The organism is Lapidilactobacillus luobeiensis (assembly GCF_024345205.1).
GTDB lineage: Bacteria > Bacillota > Bacilli > Lactobacillales > Lactobacillaceae > Lapidilactobacillus > Lapidilactobacillus luobeiensis.
In genome coordinates this window covers 1-21467 of record NZ_BROC01000028.1, presented here as the reverse complement: position 1 = coordinate 21467, position 21467 = coordinate 1, and the positions used below count along the sequence as shown (strand labels likewise).

The 21467-nt window shown below is 47.4% G+C and carries 18 protein-coding genes, 1 tRNA gene and 1 pseudogene; 7 read left to right on the top strand and 13 right to left on the bottom strand.

Translation table 11 applies throughout. The features are described 5' to 3' along the window. The 3 genes from OCU21_RS09140 to OCU21_RS09130 form a co-directional block, all read right to left on the bottom strand. A complete protein-coding gene (locus OCU21_RS09140) occupies positions 1 to 840 on the bottom strand; it encodes a hypothetical protein (RefSeq protein WP_261807105.1) in 840 nt (279 codons plus the stop codon). Positions 841 to 869: 29 nt separating this feature from the next. Further along, entirely contained in the window at positions 870 to 1601 is a 732-nt protein-coding gene (locus OCU21_RS09135) for a type I 3-dehydroquinate dehydratase (RefSeq protein ID WP_261807104.1), read from the bottom strand. A gap of 113 nt (positions 1602 to 1714) precedes the next feature. Further along, positions 1715 to 2524 (bottom strand): hypothetical protein, encoded by an 810-nt coding sequence (locus OCU21_RS09130; protein ID WP_261807103.1) that lies wholly within the window; start codon positions 2522 to 2524, stop codon positions 1715 to 1717. A gap of 326 nt (positions 2525 to 2850) precedes the next feature. Here OCU21_RS09130 and OCU21_RS09125 point away from each other — a divergent pair, with 326 nt between their 5' ends. Then, complete coding sequence (locus tag OCU21_RS09125; protein ID WP_261807102.1) at positions 2851 to 4227, top strand: hemolysin family protein; 1377 nt, start codon at positions 2851 to 2853, stop codon at positions 4225 to 4227. Positions 4228 to 4279: 52 nt separating this feature from the next. On the opposite strand, the pseudogene OCU21_RS09120 reads toward OCU21_RS09125, so the two are convergent. After that, a pseudogene (locus OCU21_RS09120) lies at positions 4280 to 4924 on the bottom strand (TMEM175 family protein). Between the two features lie 199 nt (positions 4925 to 5123). On the opposite strand from OCU21_RS09120, the gene OCU21_RS09115 reads away from it, so the two are divergent. Beyond that, positions 5124 to 5196: transfer RNA gene (locus tag OCU21_RS09115), tRNA-Ala, on the top strand. A gap of 243 nt (positions 5197 to 5439) precedes the next feature. On the opposite strand, the gene OCU21_RS09110 is transcribed toward OCU21_RS09115, so the two are convergent. The 5 genes from OCU21_RS09110 to OCU21_RS09090 all read right to left on the bottom strand — a co-directional run bounded on the left by OCU21_RS09110 (position 5440) and on the right by OCU21_RS09090 (position 10960). Beyond that, complete coding sequence (locus OCU21_RS09110; RefSeq protein ID WP_261807101.1) at positions 5440 to 6540, bottom strand: cysteine desulfurase family protein; 1101 nt, start codon at positions 6538 to 6540, stop codon at positions 5440 to 5442. A gap of 11 nt (positions 6541 to 6551) precedes the next feature. Continuing rightward, entirely contained in the window at positions 6552 to 7649 is a 1098-nt protein-coding gene (gene nadA, locus OCU21_RS09105; protein WP_261807100.1) for a quinolinate synthase NadA, read from the bottom strand. Further along, a complete protein-coding gene (nadC, locus tag OCU21_RS09100) occupies positions 7646 to 8491 on the bottom strand; it encodes a carboxylating nicotinate-nucleotide diphosphorylase (protein WP_261807099.1) in 846 nt (281 codons plus the stop codon). Before nadC ends, nadA begins: the two co-directional genes overlap by 4 nt. After that, positions 8472 to 10040 (bottom strand): L-aspartate oxidase, encoded by a 1569-nt coding sequence (gene nadB / locus OCU21_RS09095; protein WP_261807098.1) that lies wholly within the window; start codon positions 10038 to 10040, stop codon positions 8472 to 8474. Before nadB ends, nadC begins: the two co-directional genes overlap by 20 nt. A 149-nt stretch (positions 10041 to 10189) precedes the next feature. Then, positions 10190 to 10960 (bottom strand): NUDIX hydrolase, encoded by a 771-nt coding sequence (locus OCU21_RS09090; protein ID WP_261807097.1) that lies wholly within the window; start codon positions 10958 to 10960, stop codon positions 10190 to 10192. A 305-nt stretch (positions 10961 to 11265) separates the two neighbouring features. On the opposite strand from OCU21_RS09090, the gene OCU21_RS09085 reads away from it, so the two are divergent. Beyond that, a complete protein-coding gene (locus OCU21_RS09085) occupies positions 11266 to 11727 on the top strand; it encodes a GtrA family protein (RefSeq protein WP_261807096.1) in 462 nt (153 codons plus the stop codon). A gap of 446 nt (positions 11728 to 12173) precedes the next feature. Here OCU21_RS09085 and OCU21_RS09080 read toward each other — a convergent pair whose 3' ends face one another. Then, entirely contained in the window at positions 12174 to 12521 is a 348-nt protein-coding gene (locus tag OCU21_RS09080; protein WP_261807095.1) for a hypothetical protein, read from the bottom strand. Between the two features lie 2 nt (positions 12522 to 12523). Beyond that, complete coding sequence (locus OCU21_RS09075) at positions 12524 to 13168, bottom strand: hypothetical protein (protein ID WP_261807094.1); 645 nt, start codon at positions 13166 to 13168, stop codon at positions 12524 to 12526. Between the two features lie 307 nt (positions 13169 to 13475). Here OCU21_RS09075 and OCU21_RS09070 point away from each other — a divergent pair, with 307 nt between their 5' ends. The 4 genes from OCU21_RS09070 (at position 13476) to OCU21_RS09055 (ending at position 18674) form a co-directional block, all read left to right on the top strand. Beyond that, complete coding sequence (locus tag OCU21_RS09070; RefSeq protein ID WP_261807093.1) at positions 13476 to 14771, top strand: sensor histidine kinase; 1296 nt, start codon at positions 13476 to 13478, stop codon at positions 14769 to 14771. Continuing rightward, complete coding sequence (locus OCU21_RS09065; protein WP_261807092.1) at positions 14768 to 15535, top strand: response regulator; 768 nt, start codon at positions 14768 to 14770, stop codon at positions 15533 to 15535. The genes OCU21_RS09070 and OCU21_RS09065 overlap by 4 nt, the downstream gene beginning before the upstream one ends. Before the next feature lie 142 nt (positions 15536 to 15677). Further along, on the top strand, positions 15678 to 16955 hold the full coding sequence (locus tag OCU21_RS09060) for an alkaline phosphatase family protein (protein ID WP_261807121.1): 1278 nt from the start codon (positions 15678 to 15680) through the stop codon (positions 16953 to 16955). 468 nt (positions 16956 to 17423) lie between these two features. Continuing rightward, a complete protein-coding gene (locus tag OCU21_RS09055) occupies positions 17424 to 18674 on the top strand; it encodes an MFS transporter (RefSeq protein ID WP_261807091.1) in 1251 nt (416 codons plus the stop codon). A 297-nt stretch (positions 18675 to 18971) separates the two neighbouring features. Here OCU21_RS09055 and OCU21_RS09050 read toward each other — a convergent pair whose 3' ends face one another. Beyond that, complete coding sequence (locus tag OCU21_RS09050) at positions 18972 to 20183, bottom strand: MFS transporter (RefSeq protein ID WP_261807090.1); 1212 nt, start codon at positions 20181 to 20183, stop codon at positions 18972 to 18974. A 575-nt stretch (positions 20184 to 20758) separates the two neighbouring features. Beyond that, complete coding sequence (locus tag OCU21_RS09045; RefSeq protein ID WP_261807089.1) at positions 20759 to 21112, bottom strand: hypothetical protein; 354 nt, start codon at positions 21110 to 21112, stop codon at positions 20759 to 20761. Positions 21113 to 21467 lie beyond the last annotated feature (355 nt).

Below are 21467 nucleotides of genomic sequence, written 5' to 3'. Positions count from 1 at the left end.
CTAATTAACGGTAGCTGGAATCAAATTTTTCACATAAGTGGTGGAAGCACCCTCTGTAGTTGTGAGCTGGGAAAAGTCGCCATTCTTACCGAATTTCAGCCGCTGCTCCTGACCGCTCGTCGTTAGTAATTTGATTTGGATCTGATCAGTTGAGTCATGGCTCAAGGTAACCTGATAGGTGCCCTGCTCAACCTGTTTTGTGCCGCTTAAATAACGCTGATAACTGCCGTTAGGATCAAAATTCATCGTGATGGCATCGGTCGCATTCTCATCGGTGTCCATCCAAGTCCCGACCAATAATTGCGCCAAAGTTTTAGGCTTGGTCGTAAAGGCGTGCGGAATCTGGACTGTCATCGCCAGATCAGTCGCGTTGCCGTCCAATTGAAACTTACCAAATCCAGCTAAGTCGATCGTCTTTTGATCTTTTGTAAAGGTCAGCCAAAGATAATTCCCGATATTGCCAATATCTTGATCTAGGCCATGCAACTTTAAGAGCACATCGGCCCCGACCACCCCAGCCAGTTGGTAGGTCCCGGTGATTTTCGCGGCCGTTCCACTGTCAGTACCGGTTTGATAAGTCCATTGCCGATCATTACCAAAAGTGAAGATCACACCATCACTATTGGTCCAAGTCCCGGCTAAAGGAATCTCCGCTAAAGTGGTCGCGGCCTTTTCTTTAGCGGCCGCGCTTGATTTAGCCGCGGCTTTTTTCTGAGATGTTGTCACCTGCTTACTTGATCGCGCTGATGAAGTCGTTACCTGCTGATTGTCTTTCACTTGGCAACCAGCCAATAGCAATAGCGGCAACATTAACAAAAACAGTCGTTTTGATCGTTTCATGATCAGAGCTCCTTCCTGCTGAAAAGTAATTATTCTAACGCCAAAAGTTGTTGATCCAATTGAGCCAACGGTAATTGTCCTGGTGCTGAACCTTGCTGGGTCAGGGCACCAAAACTCCAGCGGGAACCAAATAAATAACCCAGAGAGCGCGATATTCGTCCGGTTGGACCCATTGCCATGGTGATCAATGGCTGTTTTAACTGCTGGTGGGCCCACCAAGTTGCCTCTAAGAGATTCAAACAATCTTCAGAACTGGCCGCCCAAGTCGCCAGCTTCAAAAAGTCAGTCGGGCCCGCGAATGTGCTGGCGGCGGTCAATGCTGCCAGCAGGCGAGCGCGTGACTGTGGTTGCCAAAAGTGCTGGCTCCAAACGATTTGTTCATCTTGGGACAACAATCGGCGTAGCTCCTCAGGATGTGATACTCGTGCAATTTCTAGATCCCATAAATCAGCTGATAAGCGCGTCATAAACTGACTCATTTGCGCCTGATAGACCGTTGCTCCTAGTGGTTGTTGCCGTGCGTGTTCTGTTCGCCAAGTGATCAATAACGGGGAGCGCGACGCCGCTCGGATCAATCGGTTGCCTTGCTGCAACTCGGCCCAGTCAGTCAGATCATGCCACTGGTCCAACCGCCATTCGATCAACAACTCGTGTTGAGGGCAAAACTCATTGAGTCGTCGCAACTGTTGCTGTAACGCTACTAAGTCTCTGGCCGTCAATGCCACGGCGATGCCTGAATCGCTGGCTTGAATCGTCATCATACCACACCTTTCCGCCCAACAGCTATTTGTAAAAACAACGTGACAGAATTGCTGTCACGTTGTTGATTTTGTTATCTAATTGACATCTAATTTGGTCAAGCTAGTATCTTGGCTTATTTACTACGGATCTTCTGCCACCAAGACTGCTTCTTTTCGGCTGGCACCTGCATCGCGGCCAAGTCATGAGGTTTATCATAGACTTTGACACCGGGATCGTCTGGCTGAGGCTCATCTTGATAAACTAAATGATGGGTCGCATCTGAAGCCGCTTGAGGATCATCGCTAGGGAGAGGCTCAGTAAACTTCAGTTGACTGTTGGTCGTCATCACATCTGTGGCGGCGACTTCAGGCGTTGTTGCTGAAGTAGTTTGTTCAGCTGGTCTGGTTTGCGGCGCTACGTTCTGACGCGCTGACGCTGATGTTCCTGTCGAGCGAACTGGTGCCGCCATTGCTGTCCCTGTTGGTGCTGTATCGACGGCGGCCTTTGTTGGCACGGATTTTTGACTGTTTTCTAATTCAGTTACCCGCGCCGTTAGTTTGCGGACTTGCTGCTGCGTCGTCCGCAATTCATCGACCAATTGACGGATCAAATTCCCCGTTGGATTTGACTCTTGGGTATTCGTCAACGGTTTCTTCTTCAATCCAGTGATGATCTGCGTTTGCGCTGGTCGGTAGATCTGTTCAGCGGCAACCTGCAAGGTCATGTTTGGTGCTTTACTCAACTCAGCCAACTTTTGTAGAGAGCGGAGATCCTTCTCTGAATAAGCCCGCACGTTTTGCTGGTTTCGTGTGAAATAATGGCTATTGTCGGTAACTTTTTCGATCAATAGCGAATATTTCCGCAAGGTTGGTACACTAATATGAAGTAACGCGGCTAATTCAGCCGGCGTATATGGTTGTTGCGCCTGTTCTTGCATGTTCATTCACCCCATAGCTAACTAATAAATCGTCTGCTTCCATTATAGCCTCCGCTATAACGCCAAGCAACCAAAACAGGGGTCTAGCAACAAAAAACACATTTTTGGCGTTATAACGGTCAGTCAAGAAAATCGGCCCGCGACTTTTCCAACTAGGAAAACATTTTCTGATCACGCAACAGATGACACAGCCGGCAAAAATGCTAGAATAGAGGTAGTTAGCCCACAGCAACCTAAATTTTCACCAGCGAGCTGCGCTAACCAGTTATGAAACTGTTCGGTTCGCTTATCTTACCGAACACACATCAATGTTAGAATAACGGGGCTTGATTTTGAATACAAATACGATTTCCACAAATCTTTTGATTATTTTGATCACGTTTATTGTCGCGGCTTTTTTTGTGGCGGCTGAATTTGCTTTGGTTCAAACTCGGCCTAGTCAAATCGAGGATCTATTGGCCAAGCATACTGGCAACCAGCGAAAATTGACCCGCTCTTTGCATATGGTCCAACGGTTAAATGAATATCTGTCAACGACTCAAGTCGGCACAAGTTTGACCGGGATCATCCTCGGCTGGATCGGGGAAACGACGATCGAGCAGTTGTTGGTCGATTTCCTGGGCTGGACCCATTTCGCAACTGGCAAAACGCTCAATGTGTTGGGCGCCGTGATCGGGGTCGTTCTGCTGACCTATTTGGAAGTCGTCCTGACTGAGATCGTCCCTAAGAACATTAGTATCGATATGCCACTGCGTGTTTTAATGGCGGTCGTCACCCCGCTTTATTGGTTCCACATGATCTTCTACCCATTCGTTTGGCTATTGAACACTTCCGCCAGTGGGATCGTCAAACTATTTGGACTGAAGGTCGCCTCTGAAGAAAATGAAGTTTTCTCGCAATCAGAGATCCTCAATTTGTCAAAAATCGCAGTTTCCGGCGGCAGCCTAGATAAAAACGACCTGCTCTATATGGAACGGGCTTTCGATTTAAATGACCGGGTCGCCAAAGATATTATGACCGACCGGACCCAGTTGACCGTACTCGATGTTTCGCAAACTGTCCACGAAGCGCTCAATGTCTATCTTTCTGAAGGTTATAGTCGCTTACTGGTGACCCGCGACAATGACAAGGACAATCTGGTCGGCTATGTTTACGCTCACGACATTGTTCAACAAGATCAAAATGACAGTAGTCTTGGCGTCAGCCGGATCTTACGGGCGTTGATCACGGTGCCAGAAAGTATGCCGATCCATCAGATCCTCGACTTAATGATCAAAAAACAAACACCGATCGTCGTCGTGGTCGATGAATATGGCGGTACTAGTGGGATCGTTACTGATAAAGATATTTATGAGGAATTATTTGGATCCGTCCATGATGAGATCGATGATGTTTCCGATGAATATATCATCAAGCAAGCGGACGACACCGTCAAAGTCAGCGGCAAAACTACCCTTTACGATTTTGAACGTTATTTCCACAATAAATTAAATGTTTTTCAAGAGTCGGATATTATTACACTGGGCGGCTTTTTCATGGAGAATTATCCTGATCTGACTGTGGGTACAACCACTACCATCGGGCCTTTTGACTTCAAGTTGACCGAGATCGACCACGGCTTCATGAATTGGTTCAGCGTGACCAAAGCCGAACGCCCACTTCCCCGCAATGCAGCCGAAACGACCGCTGATTCCAACAAAGCTAGGTGATCAGCGAGCAAGCGACCACCACCAAGAAGATTCAGTTCGCACGCCCCAACGATCATTTATGTTGCGGGCTATTTTCTTCGGCTGGCACTAGGGCCAATTGGCGGCTCAAATGTAAGTACGCGAAGAAATGAAAAATGATCCCGCTAGCTAGCAGAATAGCGCCAAGCCACAGTGACCAAAATGTGGTGATGATCGCCAAAGTGTAAATGCTCACACTACGAAGTGGATCCAATTTGATTGCTTCAAAAAAATCAGTCTTGACCTGCGTGCGTTTCAATTCCCGGTGATGCTGCAAATAAAGATACATCAAGTAAAAAGTCGCCGAAATAAAAAGCGCGACTAGGTCATAAATGATAAATGCCGTTCGCAGATCCGCCCGATTGCCGCTGGTGAGCGTGGCGGCAACTAACGACATGGGGTAATCGATCAAGGTCACACTAAAAAGCAACAAAAGATTAAGCAAATTAACACCGCGATCGATCCGTCCCAATAAACTGAAATAATCATGGTGAAATAGCCAAAGTGTCCCCACCTAGAAATAAGAAAAGGCATAGGATAATAAGAGCGGCCATTGTTTCAACAAAGCCGCTAGCAAATGCCCGGTCTGATAATCCGGTAAGTGAAACTCAAGAACTAGGATCGTGATCAAAATGGCAAAAATACCATCGCTAAACGCTTGAAACCTTTCTGTTTTCATTTTTCTTCCCCCGGTCAATATCTAAAAGTGGCTTTTCCAAATCGTTATTTGACGAACTTTAAGTAAGTGAATCTCAGTATAATTAATCTTGCCTCTCTTTGCAAGTATGACTTCATGTGATTTTAGCTCAGTCTAGAACTATTTATGATTTAGGACTAGGCAAGCTGAGGTTTTTGCGTTAAAATGGTAACTGTTATTCGGGTCTTTAGCTCAGTTGGGAGAGCGCCTGCTTCGCATGTAGGAGGTCAGCGGTTCGAGTCCGCCAAGATCCATTCTCAGAGGTCATTATGAAGCGGTCAGACGAATCAGTCTGACCGCTTCTTTTTTTTGAAACGTGCTGCGCGACCCAGCTTCTTGCGCTTAGCCTAGTCAGAAGCGCCCCCGTAGCAAAATATCGACGGGGCAGTCTCAGCGCCGTCGATATCATCTTGATTCGTTCCAAGCTAGCAAAAATTCAAATAAGCGACTTTTTATTTTAAGTACGGTCCGTATTTTTCAGCACCCCTTATGCTGGCTCAACAACTAAAGGGGCGCAAAGCTGCCAAAAGCTGATCCAATTCAGTTGTGGTATTTTCTGGGCCAAAGGAGACGCGCAGATAACGATCTGCAGTTTCGGCGGAATAGCCTAACGCGGTCAATGCCGGATCCGGTCGCGGATCTTTCAGACTACAAGCGCTAACAGTAGACACACAGATACCCTGCTGTCCCAAAACCGTTGCGACCTCCTGACCAGGACGATGGGGCAAGAGCAAGCCACAGATCCCAGGAAACTCACTTTGCGGCGCAACCGCAGTCAATCCTAGTGGTAAATGCGCTAAAACATAATGTTTCAAATATTGCAACTGGCGTAGGCTCGTTGCTTGCTGCTGACAACTTTCAGTCAGGGCCGTAACCATACTCAAGATTGCTGGTGTGTCCAGTGTCCCGGGGAGAAACCCATTTTGCTGGTAGACTGGGTGGAACGGACCACTGGCCAGGACCGTTGGCGCCAAATAGAGGAGACCACAGCCCTTGGGACCATTGAATTTGTGTGCACTGGCACTAAACCCGGCAACAGCGTGCAAATCGATCGGCTGCTTACCAACGGCCTGGACCGCATCAACAAACAAAGGCACTCCGGCAGTTTGAGCAACGGCCGCAAGTTCCGGGATCGGTTGACTCAATCCAGTAATCGGATTAGTCGCTTGGATCACGACCAATCCGGTGTCAGGTGTCAGGGCTTGACGTAAGATCGCCACATCGACATGACCGTGCGCGTTAACGGGTAAATACTGGATCTGATAATTTTCGTTAGTCGCAAGATAAGTTAGGATCTGATAAACCGAGGCATGTTCCAGCGGGCTGACCACGATCCTTTTTTTCTTCGTGCCATGGGCCAGACTATCGATGCCGAGATGATTGGCTGCTGTCCCACCACTGGTAAAAATCAGCCCCTCACTATCAACACCTAATAACTGACCTACTTGTCCCCGCGCTTCTTGAAGCAACTGTCCTGCCGCTGTTCCTGCCTGATGTAGGCTCTCGCTGTTGGCAAAAAAGTTTTGGGCGACTTTCTGATAGACCGCCAAAGCAGTCGGACTCATCGCCGTGGTCGCGGCGTGATCTAAATAAATCATTTTATCGTCTCCTAAACACTGAGCGTCAACATTCGTGCCAAGGCCTTTTTAGCCCAAAAAGCGGTCTGGGTGTCGACCTTGATCACGTTGCCGTCTTTACCCGCAGCAATCTGGTCCATTGCCCAAGCCAAGTGCGGTAGATCGATCCGATTCATCAAAATACAGGAGCAAGAAAAAGGATTCAGGAACATGATTTTTTTATCCGGATATTGTTTGATCAAGCGACCAACGAGATTATTATCAGTGCCCACCGCGATCCGGCTGCCTTTCGGTGCGGCTTGGATATACTTGATGATCGCGGCCGTTGATCCAAACTCATCGGCTGCCGCCACGACTTCATGGGCACACTCAGGATGAACGATCACTTTGACATCAGGATATTGCGCCCGCAATGCCGTGATCTGACTGACCTTGAATTGTTGATGAACAGAACAATAACCATCCCACAGGATCACTCGTACTTGCGCCGGTGCTACCGCCGCTAAACGATTCTCCTGAGCCAACCACAATCCTAATTCTCGCTCAGATAAGCCAAGTTGTAGAGCAGTGTTTCGGCCCAAATGTTGATCAGGTAAGAAGAGCAGACGTTTGGCCTGCTGCAATGCCCAAGCGACGATCCGTGGCGCGTTGCTCGAGGTCACCACGACCCCACCATGTTGGCCGACAAAAGCCTTGATCGCCGCCGTAGAATTGACATAGGTGATCGGCATGATCTCAGGGCCATATTCCGTGGTCAACGCTTGCCAACAATGTGCTAATTGATAGGAATTGGCCATGTCTGCCATCGAACAACCAGCCATCGGATCTGGTAATAGCACTTGTTGCTCCGGTCCAGTCAAAATATCAGCGGTCTCCGCCATAAAGTGGACCCCACAGAAAACGATCTTCCGCGCATCATGATTCTCCGCCGCGATCTGCGCTAATTTCAACGAATCTCCTTGAGCGTCTGCAAATTGAACGACTTCATCTTTTTGATAATGATGCGCTACTAAAAATAGATCAGTACCAAAGTCAGCTTTGATCTGCTTGATGCGCGCGATTTGGTCTGTCGGCGCTTCATTATAATAGTCGTTGAAGGCTATTTTTTCCTGTAAACTCGTTAAGATCATGCTTTCACCGCCTCTGAAAAAACACAGCTGATATCGACAGGACGAACATCATTGGTCAGATAACCTAACGAAATAAAATCAACACCGCAACCACGATAATCAGGCAAATCAGCTAAAGTCACACCACCGGACACCTCGGTCAAGATCGTGGCTGGCACCAATTGGGCCCATTGCCGGGCGGTGGACGGTGTTTGATTATCGAACATGATCACATCGGCGGCAGCAGCGATCGCGGCACGAAGTTCGGCGATCGTCTCCACTTCGACTTCAACGCGTAATAATGGCCCGGCTTGGGTCTTAGCTTGGCGAACTGCCGCCGCGACACCGCCCGCCGCCGCTAAATGGTTGTCTTTCAACATCAATCCGTGGTCCAGACCCATGCGGTGATTGACTCCACCACCAACGGTCACCGCATATTTATCAAATATCCGTAGACCCGGTAGCGTTTTTCGCGTATCCGCGATTCGGATCAATGGATCATTCAACGCCTGAACAGCCGCTTGTGTCGCGGTAGCAATACCGCTCATTCGTTGTAACAGATTCAAGATCACCCGTTCACCTGCCAAAATCGTTGCGGCACCACCACTGACCTGACCTAATTTGGTACCGGCCCCAACCAAGGTTCCCTCAGCCACCAAAGGATGATACGCCGCTTGCTGTTCAGCCCCTAGTAAATCAAAAACCTGCTGGGGCAGCATTTGTCCGCAAACGATCCCCGCTTGCTTGGCGATCAAAAAACCACTGACCTGATTTTGACCCCAGAAGCTACCACTAACATCGCCAAAGCCCAGATCCTCTTCCAAAAAATCACGTAAATGTCGCTCAACTTGCACAGGATTCATTTTTATCTACCTCCCGCCAATGGTGCGCGCCTAAACTTTTGCTCTGAGCCAAGGCCGCTTGCGCGATCGCCGCCGCGCATAAACAAAGATTGGCGATCACATTTTGATCGGCCGTCAACTTTTCAGGAGCTAAGGTATCTGCATCGAACTGGGCCAACCAACGTAAAAAGCCATGCAACTGATGATGCGTCCGTTCGATCCCTAAATTGGTCCACGCTTGATGTTGTAAGGCGGCTAGCTCGGGTAATTTGACCGGCTCCGTCTGTGGCGCTTCAGCAAAATCAGCAGTCGCAACACCAATTGATCCAGTAACATTTTCAGTAGTCGGGCTGGTCAACTGACACGTAACTTCAATGATATTTTCGGCGGCTTTGGCCCCACTGACTAAGCAATCTAGTAATGAATTACTGGCCAAGCGATTAGCGCCATGCACCCCATTACAAGCCACTTCGCCGATCGCCCACAAACCTGGCAAAGAAGTCTGCCCCATAAGATCTGCTTTGATCCCGCCCATCATAAAGTGGGCGCCTGGCTGGATCGGGATCAACTTCGTTTGGCGGAAAGGCACCTGATGCGCATCTAAATTAGCTGTGACCCCGATAAAATGTTGCTCAAAATCAGGCACTGCCCTGATATCTAAGTAAGTCTGATGTCCCTTAGCTCGCCACGCCGCCAAATGCCGCGCGACTACATCTCGCGGCGCCAGATCTTGTTGTGGTACTTGCGCCATGATCCGAGTCCCTTGCTCGTCAACCAAGACCGCACCTGCACCCCGGATCGCTTCAGTGACCAAGCCGTAGCACTTTCCTTGAAGAGACAATAAAGTTGGGTGGAATTGAACGAAAGCCATATCGGTTAGTTCAACCTTGGCTCGCAACGCCAAAGCCAGCCCATCACCGGTCACCGTGCCATCATTGGTCGTAAAATCATAAAGATTCCCTAACCCGCCAGTAGCCAAAACGACGGCGTCCGCAAATAATTCTTGCAATTGCCCAGAGGTCCCACGCACAACAACGCCAATACAACGATTTTGTTTCGTTAAAAGACGGACTACTGTGGTTTGACAATGCCACTGGATCGTTTTTGCCAATTGTCCCTGAACAAAACTCGTGACCGCCGCGCCAGTTTGATCACCATCCGCGTGAACGACACGAGGGCGATGATGAGCCCCTTCTAACCCAAAAGCTAAAGCTCCGGCCGCGGTTCGATCGAATTGCATGCCAGCTTCGATCAACCGTCGCACTTCTACCGGCCCGTTAGTAACTAACTGCGCGACTGCCGCTTTCCGATTGTGGTGATCACCTGCAGCCAATGTATCCTGCTCATGTTGTTGTGGTGAATCACCTGGATCTAAGGCCACCGCGATCCCACCTTGAGCCAACATGGAATTACTCTCTTGTTGCGTCCCTTTCGTCACCAAGATCACCTGACAGCAGTCTTGCAGGCGCGTGGCCAAATAACAACCTGCCAACCCAGCCCCGACTACGATGACCCGTGGCCGCCGCGATCCGGATGTTGAAACTGACATTTTTTTGATTGTTTGTTTCATTGGACTCATTTCCTTTACACGATTTTGTCCGGATGATTAAGAAAAAAGCATTCGAGCAATAAAGTATTTTTTACTTTTATTTAGTCAATAAAAAAGTATTTGATACTTTTATCCAACTAAAGTAACCATACACCTCTGATCAATAAATTTCAATCCTGAACCCGCGCCAGACGAAATAACTTGGCTGGTCGACCGATCGTGCGCTGGCTGACCGTTCCCACTTCAACAAATAAATGCTGATGGGTTTTCTTGAAATTCGAATTGTCAATGGCGTGAACGTCGATCCCCAAAAGCGCGGCATAAACCGTGCGCGCTTCTTTCAGAGTAAAACTATCCCCTAAAACCAAGAGAATATTAGGTTGATAATCCAATTTGTTTTTGATTCGCGAACAAGCCACCGCCATGATCCACTCGTGATCAAAGGCAAGATGCGCCATCGTCTCTGGCAAACGTAACTGTTGATAATAATTTTCTGTGTTCAGGACTGCGGCGGTCGCAAATTCTAAGGCACCATGGTGCAATTGGAAGTGCGTTGGCTGCGCGGTCACCGCAAACCACTGTGCCGCCAAGGCGCCGTAGCCAGCCTGTAACGGTGGCATTTCTGGCAGAAAGGTCATATAAGCCAACGATAATGCGCGCGCCCCTTCTGACCGGCGTTGATCTGTAAAAGTCGCCAACTGTTCCGTATGAAATGCCGCCAGCTTCAGCCCAATTTTTTCCTTGATCAGACGTAACGCCGCTTCATCAGCACTTTCATTAGCGCGCATAAACGTTTCAGGCAATGCCCAGCGACCGGTCTCCGGCTCACCTGCTCGCTGGACCAGTAGCACCTGAAGTTGCCCGGTCTGTCGATCAAAGCTCCAAATAATATTCGTGATCGTAATATAAGGTTGTTCCAAAATCATTGCTGTATCCACCATCAGCCTCACACTCCATGCTTATATTTTAGCAGATTGACGCTAAAGCACAATGTTTCCCCACCGACGTCACAGCAAGGTCGCGGTGTTCACAGAATCTTCCCCTGGTGATACTGCAAAAGCAAATTGTCAATGTTATACTTAGCAATGTTAGCGCGGCCACCTAAGAGCTGCTAGCGTAATTGCGCCACCGCTTTTCGATGCAATGATGCGATCAAAGCAATTGCTAGTCAATGGATTGGTTACTAACTTTGTGCGACCGCAGCAAATAACGTTTCGTCAACATCAACAAGGACAGTGATCCCATCATGAAAAAAGACAATCTGATTACCCGCCTGCTAAAAATAAAAATCGTCCAACAGTTTATCAAATTCGGCTTAGTGGGCGTCTTGAACACGCTTTTGACCCTGGCGATCTACTATCTAACCTATCGCCAAATCGGGCCGTCATTGGCTAACGGTTTAGGCTTCTTATTAACTTCGATCCTCGGCATCTACCTGAACTTTAAATTTGTTTTTAAGGCTGAGCATTTCAGCGCCTGGACTTTGTTCAAGTACTATGCGACCTACGGCGTTTCCATGCTGATCAGCATGTATGTGCCTCACCTGTGGGTCAACATTTGGGGGTTGGACGCGCGCATCGCCCCGCTAATTTCGCTATTGATCACGATTCCGTTCAACTTTGTCTTTATGCGCCTCTGGGTCTTCCCTAGTAAAAAAACCACGGTTGCCGCGGAGACCTCTCAGAAATCGCAGCAACCAAAAAACTAACCCTTGTCGCCACGTTTGCCCCCAAATGTGGCGTTTTTTTCATTTCCAGCGCCGCCGCCGCGCAATCACGAAAAGGACGCGTTCATCAGTTGAATGCGCCCTTTTCGTGGCAATGATCAGGTCTGGCTGCTGAGCAGCAGTACCAAATTTTGAACGGTAAACAGTCAAATGGCCACGTAAACATCATAGCCAACGTTGGCAGTGCTTGAAAATACTCCCAAATTATGGCCGGATCCATTTTCAATTTTTTGACCAGTTATATGAGCCGTTGCGTATTGATCCCAGTGCGGAGCGCAACGGGTTGACCTTGAGCATTAGCCTAGCTATGGATTTGGAAACCGCACTTTGCTTCCGGAGCCATAGCGTAGCTAAGCACAGAAGTCAGTTGCGCACAGCACGACTAAAATCATAGTGCTTAAATTTGCCACTAACGCTATGACTGGCTCCTACGCTGAAGTTGAATCCAAAACCGAATAAGATAGATCGATTGTCGTGCCAGCTTTTTTGGTAATTGTTCCTTTATAAACGCGCTTTCCCTTTGTAATTGACGAATGCACTTTTTCGAGGTGCCATGCCGGCGTATCACGTTTGATCCTATTTTGAAAAACTATTGCCTCATCGACCTCATAGCTTTGACCACTTTCAGAATCATCTACGGATTCGATCTCCAAATCATTAGTTTCGATAGCAGTCATTGCATTTACCCGAACCGGATTGTTTCTTACCTGACCACTGGCCAAGAAACCGAATAATAAAGTAATTGCCATCATCAAACTCATTTTCATATTCTTCATTATTAGCCGCCAATTTCAAAGAATGGTAACAACAACGTCAAGAACCAGCAGCCATACCAAACCACAAGCGTAAACAACCAGTTTTGGCTCAGGTGATACGCCAGCCAAAGCCCCCACCAGAATAGTAGCCCAATCAGGAATTGCTGACCGAACTGCTGGATCGGCGTGGTCAACAGACAAATCAACAATGGAACAAGCGCGCTCCACCAGTGTGACCATTGCTTCTGCGCCAGCCAAAGCGCTGGTATGACAAAAACCGCGATGATCGTCGCCAACGGCCACAACAAGTTATCAACGATGATCAGCAGTTGCCAACCCACACCAGCCACGGTCAGCTGACGCCCAGCTACAAAAGGATAGCGCTCATTGATCACCTTTAATAGGCCAAATAGCAAAATCGCCACTAAGAACGCCGCGAAAATAAAACCAACCAGCTGTGATCGCGCAACGTGTTTTAGTTGCTGCCGTAAAACCTTTTTAGTAACCAGAACTAGTAGCACCGTTAGGGTCAGCGTCAACCCCGTCACTAGGAGTAACCAGTTGCTTGCCTGCCCTGAACTGATCTGTAACCCTAAAAAAGTGATCGGAAAATAAAGCAAATAACTAGCAAACGCCCAACCCCGTTTCTGTTCACCATAATCAACCATTATGATTCACCTCCTTTACCTTAAGAAGTTCGCTACCTTCGAGAACATCTCTAGCATAGAGCGGTCAGGCGGTTTTCGTGCCAAACAAGCACGAATCCACCAATAAACGACTTGAATCCACTTTTTTCACACGAATCACAAGCCACAAGTCAAGACTCAGCAATCAAGTTGCGGTGGACTTGGCCCAATGGATCAGCCACAGCCATTTGAAGACGACATTTTGAAACTTGAGGATGCTTTCACTCTTGATCGGCTTTTTGTGGCATAATTATTTTAGTGAAATAATGATAATATCAAGGTGATCTCGATGGCATTTTCTTGGTTCTACTTATGGCGTTCCTTGTTGATTTTACTTTGCTATCAAGGAACTTTTCTGGTGTTCTACCCACAAACCACCCGGCGACAAAAGTTGTCCCTGACCCTATTGCTGTTGCCTACCCTAGTCTTGATCGGTTTATTTGGCAATTACGCCACGATCGCCTGGGGTATCGGTGTTGTCCTTTGTTTTCACGGAGCGCGCCAACAACGTTTGCTCGTCATCGATTGTTTGCTGCTCAGCTTTATGTTAGTCACTACCTGTACATTGATCGCTCACGAGTTGACGTCCCCCTTCATCGCTCCCAATGATAGTCGTGGTCTGTTTGACTGGTTCCAAGTGATCCTGATCGTCATTTTGCTAGGAGCCGCTCTAGTGATCCTGAACCATTTCAAATTCCAGCAAAAGCTGTTGCAACACAGTTCAGTGAATGCCACTCTTTTGATGGGCTATTTCTGCTTTAGCTTTTTACTTTTATTGATTTGTAGCGAACTGTTCCATGCTTATGAACAGCTATTGACCGGGCTATTGATTTTTATGATTGGGCAATTCATTTTGATGGTTTTCTTGCTGCTTCACATCAGTAAGCAACAGCGCCAGCAATATGAGAATCAGCTTCTACAGCAGCAATTGGCCACAACGCAACTCTACATCACAGAGTTAGAAACGTCTGAACAGCAATTGCGCCAATTCAAACACGATTATCAGAACATCTTACTCAGCTTGCAAGGCTTGACCGATCGTGGCGAGAACGCCGAGCTACAGGCTTATTTGGCGCAGCTGACGACGTATTCCGCCCAACAGATCGATCCCCATACTGAACTACAAAATGACTTGGCCAATGTCAAAGATCCGTATTTAAAAAACTTGCTCCTCAACAAATTTTATCAAATGCGTCAGAATAAAATTGCCAGTCATTTTGAATGTCGTCATCAACTAACAGAATTGCCACTAAAAATTTTTGATTTTCTACGCCTTTTGGGGATTTTTATCGATAACGCCAGTGAGGCGGCCCAAACGATGCCACAACCTAAAGTTCAAATTGAAGTCAACCAAACCAGCACCTATTGCGAATGGATCATTACTAATACTTGTCAGCCCAGTCAAGCCTCCTTCGGTGAGATGAGTCAACTGGGTTTCTCGACTAAATCGAACCACGCGGGCTTGGGTCTGACTAACGCGTTCCAAATCAGTCAGCAATATCCCAACGTCAGCATTTATTGCCAACAAAGCGAGACCACCTTTACTGTCAATCTCAAAATCGATCTTGCGGAGGTAGCCCAATGAGTCAGTGTCTGTTTATTTGCGAAGATGAGCGCGCTCAAGCGGTGAACTTGCAGCAAATTGCTCGAAACTTTTTCCTTTTCCACGGTCTCGGTCAGGCGGAAATAAAACTCACGACAACGCCAGCTGAATTGATGGCCTGCTGTCAAAGTCAACAACCTCACGCGGGGATCTATTTGCTTGATTTCAATTTGCATGATCGCCTGGATGGGCTTGATTTGGCCGGTTGGATTCGTCAACAAGACGCTTTGGCCAAAATCATTTTTGTCACCAGCTATCAGGAGTTGGCGCCAGCAATTCTAGCACGCCAAATCGAACCCTTGGCCTATATTGCCAAGGATCTACCCTTCGAAGATTTTCAAGTCAAAGTGATGGCGGCGATCGACCTTGCTGTGACGCGCATCGCTGCCGAACAACAGGCCCAACAGACTAATTTTAGTTTTTCGATTGGCAGTCAAATATTCAATTTGAATTTGACCGATGTTATTTTATTGGAAACCTCAATGATTCCTCACCATTTAGCGTTGATTTTCAATCATGGTCAAACCGATTTTTGTGGTAAAATCAACGATTTTGCCTTTGCCTATCCCCAACTACTCCAAGTCAATCGCAGTCTTTTGGTCAATCCCGCCCATGTTAAACAAGTCGACTTAGCGCGGCGACGTCTTTGGCTGACAGGTTCGCTAGAACGTCAAATCGCCCACGGTCGCGTCGCTGCGGTCAAACGCTGCTTCGGCGTTCATGGGCCACAATCCCCAAAAAGGTGAGCCACCCCTAAAAAACGCGCCGTTATTGACAAAGATTCGTCAAGCTCTAAGACTTGCCACCTTACATCTGAGAGTCAATAAGCGTATAATTGACCCATGAATAATTAAAAGTAAGGGAGTTTTGAGCTTGGCAAATAAGCATATGGTCATTATTTCACTGGACTCACTGGGTTATCGCGATTTACGCGAACACATGGATGAACTGCCGACATTGAAGCAACTGATCCAAACCGGCGCTTGGGCCAAGTCAGTCACAGGGGTCTATCCCACCTTGACCTATCCGTCGCACACGACGATCATCACGGGCCAATATCCCAGCGTTCACGGCATCGTCAATAATACCAAGATCCAACCAGAACGACGCTCGCCTGACTGGTTTTGGTATCAAAAAGACGTTAAATCAACAACCTTGTATGATTTGGCCCGTCAACAAGGCTTGACCACGGCCGCATTTCTCTGGCCCGTCACCGCAGGCAGTAAGATCACCTATAATTTAGCCGAGATTTTCCCGAATCGAATTTGGACGAATCAGGTCCTTGTCTCACTAAAGGCCAGTTCACCGCTGTTTATTTTGGAATTGAATCGCAAATATGGCAAAATGCGTCAAGGTATCAAACAGCCACAATTAGATGCTTTTCTGACAGCTTGCGCAGTGGATACTTTAAAAAATAAAAAACCAAATCTGACTTTGATCCACTTGGTCGCCATGGATAGTATGCGCCATCGCTATGGCGTGCGTTCACCAGAGGCCATGGCCGCATTACGTAAATTGGATCAGCAGGTCGCACAATTGATCCAAGCAACTAAAGATGGTGGTTATTATGAAGATACTAATTTTGTCGTTCTCGGCGACCACTACCAGATCAACGTTAACAAAATGATCCATCTCAACACGCTTTTCGCGCAAAAGGGCTGGCTCAAACCAGAAGCCGATCAAACCTTCAAAGAATGGTCGGTTATGGCCAAAACTTGTGACGGCAGTACTTATATCTACACGAAAAACTTCAACGATCTGGCTCAATTACAACAAGTGATCGGTCAAGTCGAAGGTGTCGAAAAGATCTATCGGCGTAAAGCCGCGCTCCAACGCGGTGCGGATCCAGCTTGCACTTTAATGGTCGAAGCCAAAGAAGGCTATTATTTCACTGACGAAAGTGAACGGCCAGCCGTGGTTGAAGCGGTGGACCCTGCCACCTTAGGCACTCCCGATCGTTATCATGGCGTTCATGGCTATGATCCTGACAAACCTGATTATCAGACAACCATTTTGTTCAACGGCCCCGCAGTCGCTGCCGGCGTCACACTTGAACACGCGAATTTAGTTGACGAGGCCCCGACATTCGCCAAACTATTAGGCGTTGAATTCCCCGAACCACTGGCAGGGCACTGCTTAGACGACGTAATCAAAAACAGGGAGTGAGCGCTGCCCAGGTCGGCTATCATGCCCGCAGCTTGCGCTGCGAAATTCGGGGTGAGCTCGCTGTGGGCGCTGTTTTGAGCCAATCCGCAAAGTGCGCGGCTTGTCTCAAAATCAGGCCTTATCCTAAACGGCAAAGCCGCCAAAAACGCGTTCCACACAACTGCTTTCTGCGCCGATACGCAATTTCACTGGATTGATTGCATCAATCCAGCAAAATCGCTAGTCGTGCTCAAAAGCACCCCGTTGTGTTCCACGCTCTCATTTAATTTCACGGCGATCTCACCCCGAATTTCTCCGCTCCAGCCGCTCAACGTTATAACAGCCGTTTGAGCACTCACGCCGACTGACAGGCTATGGTCAATTGATGGGGATCCACGCAAATGACGACCATGGCTAGTGGTCATCAATTCGATATTGATGACTCCAGAAAAGCTAGGTCGGCGAACACGTTTCAAAAAGGAGAAGAACATGCGGTTAAATAAAAAACAATGGAGTTGGGTTTTCTATGACTGGGCCAACTCAGGGTATGGCATCATCGTCACCACGGCGGTGCTCCCCGTCTATTTCAAGGCAGTCGCCCAAGATAATGGGGTCAGCGCAGCCAATTCGACAGCCTACTGGGGTTACGCCAATAGTATTGGCACGTTATTAGTGTCCTTACTGGCGCCTGTTTTAGGCGCGTTAGCAGACTACCGCGGCTTCAAAAAGAAGATGCTCAACGGCTTTGCCTGGCTAGGGATCATCATGACCACCGCCTTAAGTTTCATCCCAACTAATCAATGGAAATGGCTCCTGTTTGTCTACATTCTCTCGATCATCGGCTATTCAGGTGGGAATTTGTTTTACGACAGTTTCTTGACCGATGTCGCCCCCGACGACGAAATGGACAAACTTTCTTCCTATGGCTATGGTTTTGGCTATTTAGGTGGTGTACTCGCTTTTATTTTGTTCTTGGTCTTACAACTGACTAAAGGATTCGGTCAATTATCCAGTTATGGGGTCGCCCGTTGGAGTTTCGTGCTCGCCGCGATCTGGTGGGTCATCTTCTATATCCCGATCCTGCGGGATGTTCAACAAGTCTACGCCATTGAGCCTGACAAAAATCCGATTGTGGATAGCTTCAAGCGGGTCTGGGAAACTTTGAAACATATTCGTCAATATAAAGCCGCCGCTTGGTTCCTCGTCGCTTATTTCTTCTATATCGATGGGGTTGATACGATCTTCACCATGGCGACCTCGATCGGAATGGATATCGGCGTTGATACCACCATGCTGATGATGGTCCTGCTCGTCGTTCAATTGATTGCCTTCCCCTTCTCATTATTATTTGGCTGGTTGGCTAATAAAACCTCAACACGGGTCGGGATCCTGACAGGCATCGTGATCTACTTCTTCATTTGTATCTATGCGTTTTTCCTGAAGTCTGTCGCAGATTTCTGGTTCCTGGCCGTGCTGATCGGCACTAGCCAAGGTGGGATCCAGGCCCTGAGTCGCTCTTACTTTGGAAAACTGATCCCAAAAGAATCAGGTAGTGAATTCTTCGGCTTCTACAATATCCTGGGGAAATTTTCGGCAGTCCTTGGCCCAGTGATCGTTGGTATCGTCACCCAATGGACTGGAAAATCCACCATTGGCGCTGGCTCATTGAGTATTCTTTTCCTGATCGGCCTAGTGATCTTCCTCTATCTACCAAAACTAACTCGAGAAAAAGCCAACTGATCATCAAAGCTATTGCTTCAAAAACCACCGTTTCGCTTAAAACGAACGGTGGTTTTTTGAACTTTTTCGAAAAATGTCCTGGTCTGGCCACTGAGAAACAGCTGTCCCTGAGCAACGACCCACCGCCAGCAGACCAAAAAAGAAGCGGTCAGACTGATTCGTCTGTCCGCTTCATAATGATGGTAAGCGACTCCCACGATGGCCACGCGCAAAACACGTCGCCTCGTGGGGCTTACCATTTATCACAGAGAAGATAAAGACACATATCCATCACCTCCTTATCAGTGATCTCATGACTCAATCAAAGGAAAGCTTGCGCATGTTTTTGTTCAGGAAATAACCCAATGACGCAAGCAAGAAGCCCAGCGCGAAAACATATAAGAATGTCGCCGAGGACATTTTATTGCCGAGCCAACCAAAAACTAAAGACCCAATCGGCAAGGGGACCACTGATAACGTGTAAAAAGCACCCATCGTCGTTCCCATTTTGGCCACAGGCACCAATTTCTGAAAAATCGGAGTTTGGACCACGCGCGTTACACCTAGGCCGCAAAAACCTAAGAACCAGCAAGCGAAGAACAACCAACTATGATCATACAATAACGCTGATAATCCAAAAGCCAATGCGATAAAAGCATGACTAACAATCGTTAAAGTACCTGCTTTCAGCTTTCTAAATAACAGATTGGCCACTAGCGAACTGCCGATCAACGTGCCTAAAGCGCCCAGTGCAGCCAACAAGCCCAAATAACTAGCATTACCTAACGCTTTAGCAATGAGGATCTGATAAACATTGATGCCGCCGAACAATACATTGATCACTAAACTGAAAATCGTTAACGTCAACAAAACGCTATTTGACTTGATGATTTTGAAACCATCCCAAACTTTGGTCGGTGTCACCATTTCTTCTTCAGACGCATCTTCAGCAGCAACCGCGACGGTCCCAGGATCCTTGATTCTCGAAAACGTCAGGATCGAAATGATAAAGCTGACCACATCTAGCATGATCAATGAGAAATAGGACATGACATTCAGCAAGATCCCAGCGATTCCGTTAAAAAGATATTCCGTACCATCATAGGCAAAAGACAGATAGGTTTGCGCCGCTGGTAGATCTTGCTCCTTGACCAGCATTGGCACAAAAGCATCTTGGATCGTGTAGACATTCATGCCAAATAGCGAAGCGATGAACACCAGTCCACAGGTCAAGTAGGCATTATTGAATTTCGTCCCGATCATGACCCCAATGATCAAGATCGGAACCAATTGTCCAATCTCGGCCAAAATCAACAACTGTTTCTTCCCCTTCGCGTCGATCAAGGGACCAAACAGAAATGAGAGTAAGTTAGGTAAGAAGATCGCCGCATTGAGGATGCCGACCCAGAGAGGCGATTTAGTTTGTTCCAGAATAAACCAAGAAAGGACGATCGAGTAAATACTATCACCAATATTACTGATCAATCGGCCTGACCAAAGCACCCGAAAGTCAGTGTATTTTTTTAACATGATATTCTCCAAACCACGTTACTACCAATGATTTATGAATGATCTTTATCAAATCTTTGGTGACCGTGTATATTTTTCCCATAGCCACGCCAGATCGATCGTCACACTCATTAGTATAAAATTTGAGTAATACCCACCGATTTATTGATCGAATCACTGCAGCTCCAATTACAGATACATGACCACTAAGCAGAAAGCGCTTTATGTGAATAATTTGATTATAATATACGATTACAAAAAAACAACGATTATTAGAGAAAATATAATTATTTAGCCGATTTCCCATTACAAGGTTTTTTAAAATAGTTTAGCAGCATGTGGAGTCCATCGCTCAAGTAGCTCGTCTTCGGAACCAATGCTGGAAATCATCTACAAAAAATCGCGTGCGCAACGCTGGGTGATTGAGCAAGTTTAAAAAAAATCCCCAGTTCCAAAGAACTAGGGAGAGTAGCCGGCTCATAGTTAAGCGAGCCATTGTTTTTAAACGCCATTCATTGACCAGAAAACTCAATCCATGGTCTATCAGAGGCTGAGCCAGTAAAGATTAGCCACACGGGGCACTTTTCAGACACGCACTAGTCAGCATCCGCATAATAATGCGAGCGCACGATCAAGGTGTAGATCAAAATGACTCCGCCAAGAATCAAAGCCATAGAAAAAACCGCGTGCATACTTAGAAATTCCTGACCAAACGCAATCGTCCAGATCGCCAGTGCCAAAATATAGTTAAGGGTATCTGTGATCCGCTGTTTGTGGACACGACAAGTGATCAGCGTTAAATATGCGATCGTCGCTAAGAATAGGACAATAAAAAAAGTATAGCCAAAAATTTTGTTGACTCTAAAAAACAGAAGTAATCCTAATAGAAATTCAATGATCACTAAAATCAGTGTCTGCCAACCGTTAGGAACCTTTTTCAGCCATGTCATCGCTTGTCCTCCATATTCAAATGATTCGGTTAATCCAATTCTAGCGAACTGACCACAGAAATGCAATGCTCCGGGGAATAACCAGTCGCCGCAGCTCGTCATTGTGAAACGTATTTCCAAAATCAGCTGTGCTTAACCAGCGTAGCGGTTGCGGCTTGGCCGTTACTGCCGCTACTTGGGGCGTGGTGAGATTGCTGCAGCAACTATTCCGTTCCAACGTTGGCCGCGGGCTGCGTTGCGTGTGGCGGGTGAGCTCGCTGTGGGCATCACTTTGAGATTTTCGGAAGTGCACCGAAAATCTCAAAGCTGAGCCTTATTCTAAGCGGCAAAGCCGCTAAGAATAACGACACGGCGA

What these genes read in the sequence shown, in the direction of transcription:
- OCU21_RS09090 (WP_261807097.1), bottom strand. Translation starts at nt 10,960, where the DNA reads ATGGTGGATACAGCAATGATTTTGGAACAACCTTATATTACGATCACG.
- OCU21_RS09135 (WP_261807104.1), bottom strand. Translation starts at nt 1,601, where the DNA reads ATGATGACGATTCAAGCCAGCGATTCAGGCATCGCCGTGGCATTGACG.
- OCU21_RS09080 (WP_261807095.1), bottom strand. Translation starts at nt 12,521, where the DNA reads ATGAAGAATATGAAAATGAGTTTGATGATGGCAATTACTTTATTATTC.
- OCU21_RS09060 (WP_261807121.1), top strand. Translation starts at nt 15,678, where the DNA reads ATGGTCATTATTTCACTGGACTCACTGGGTTATCGCGATTTACGCGAA.
- OCU21_RS09045 (WP_261807089.1), bottom strand. Translation starts at nt 21,112, where the DNA reads ATGACATGGCTGAAAAAGGTTCCTAACGGTTGGCAGACACTGATTTTA.
- OCU21_RS09065 (WP_261807092.1), top strand. Translation starts at nt 14,768, where the DNA reads ATGAGTCAGTGTCTGTTTATTTGCGAAGATGAGCGCGCTCAAGCGGTG.
- OCU21_RS09055 (WP_261807091.1), top strand. Translation starts at nt 17,424, where the DNA reads ATGCGGTTAAATAAAAAACAATGGAGTTGGGTTTTCTATGACTGGGCC.
- OCU21_RS09110 (WP_261807101.1), bottom strand. Translation starts at nt 6,540, where the DNA reads ATGATTTATTTAGATCACGCCGCGACCACGGCGATGAGTCCGACTGCT.
- OCU21_RS09085 (WP_261807096.1), top strand. Translation starts at nt 11,266, where the DNA reads ATGAAAAAAGACAATCTGATTACCCGCCTGCTAAAAATAAAAATCGTC.
- OCU21_RS09075 (WP_261807094.1), bottom strand. Translation starts at nt 13,168, where the DNA reads ATGGTTGATTATGGTGAACAGAAACGGGGTTGGGCGTTTGCTAGTTAT.
- OCU21_RS09130 (WP_261807103.1), bottom strand. Translation starts at nt 2,524, where the DNA reads ATGAACATGCAAGAACAGGCGCAACAACCATATACGCCGGCTGAATTA.
- OCU21_RS09070 (WP_261807093.1), top strand. Translation starts at nt 13,476, where the DNA reads ATGGCATTTTCTTGGTTCTACTTATGGCGTTCCTTGTTGATTTTACTT.
- nadA (WP_261807100.1), bottom strand. Translation starts at nt 7,649, where the DNA reads ATGATCTTAACGAGTTTACAGGAAAAAATAGCCTTCAACGACTATTAT.
- nadB (WP_261807098.1), bottom strand. Translation starts at nt 10,040, where the DNA reads ATGAAACAAACAATCAAAAAAATGTCAGTTTCAACATCCGGATCGCGG.
- OCU21_RS09050 (WP_261807090.1), bottom strand. Translation starts at nt 20,183, where the DNA reads ATGTTAAAAAAATACACTGACTTTCGGGTGCTTTGGTCAGGCCGATTG.
- nadC (WP_261807099.1), bottom strand. Translation starts at nt 8,491, where the DNA reads ATGAATCCTGTGCAAGTTGAGCGACATTTACGTGATTTTTTGGAAGAG.
- OCU21_RS09140 (WP_261807105.1), bottom strand. Translation starts at nt 840, where the DNA reads ATGAAACGATCAAAACGACTGTTTTTGTTAATGTTGCCGCTATTGCTA.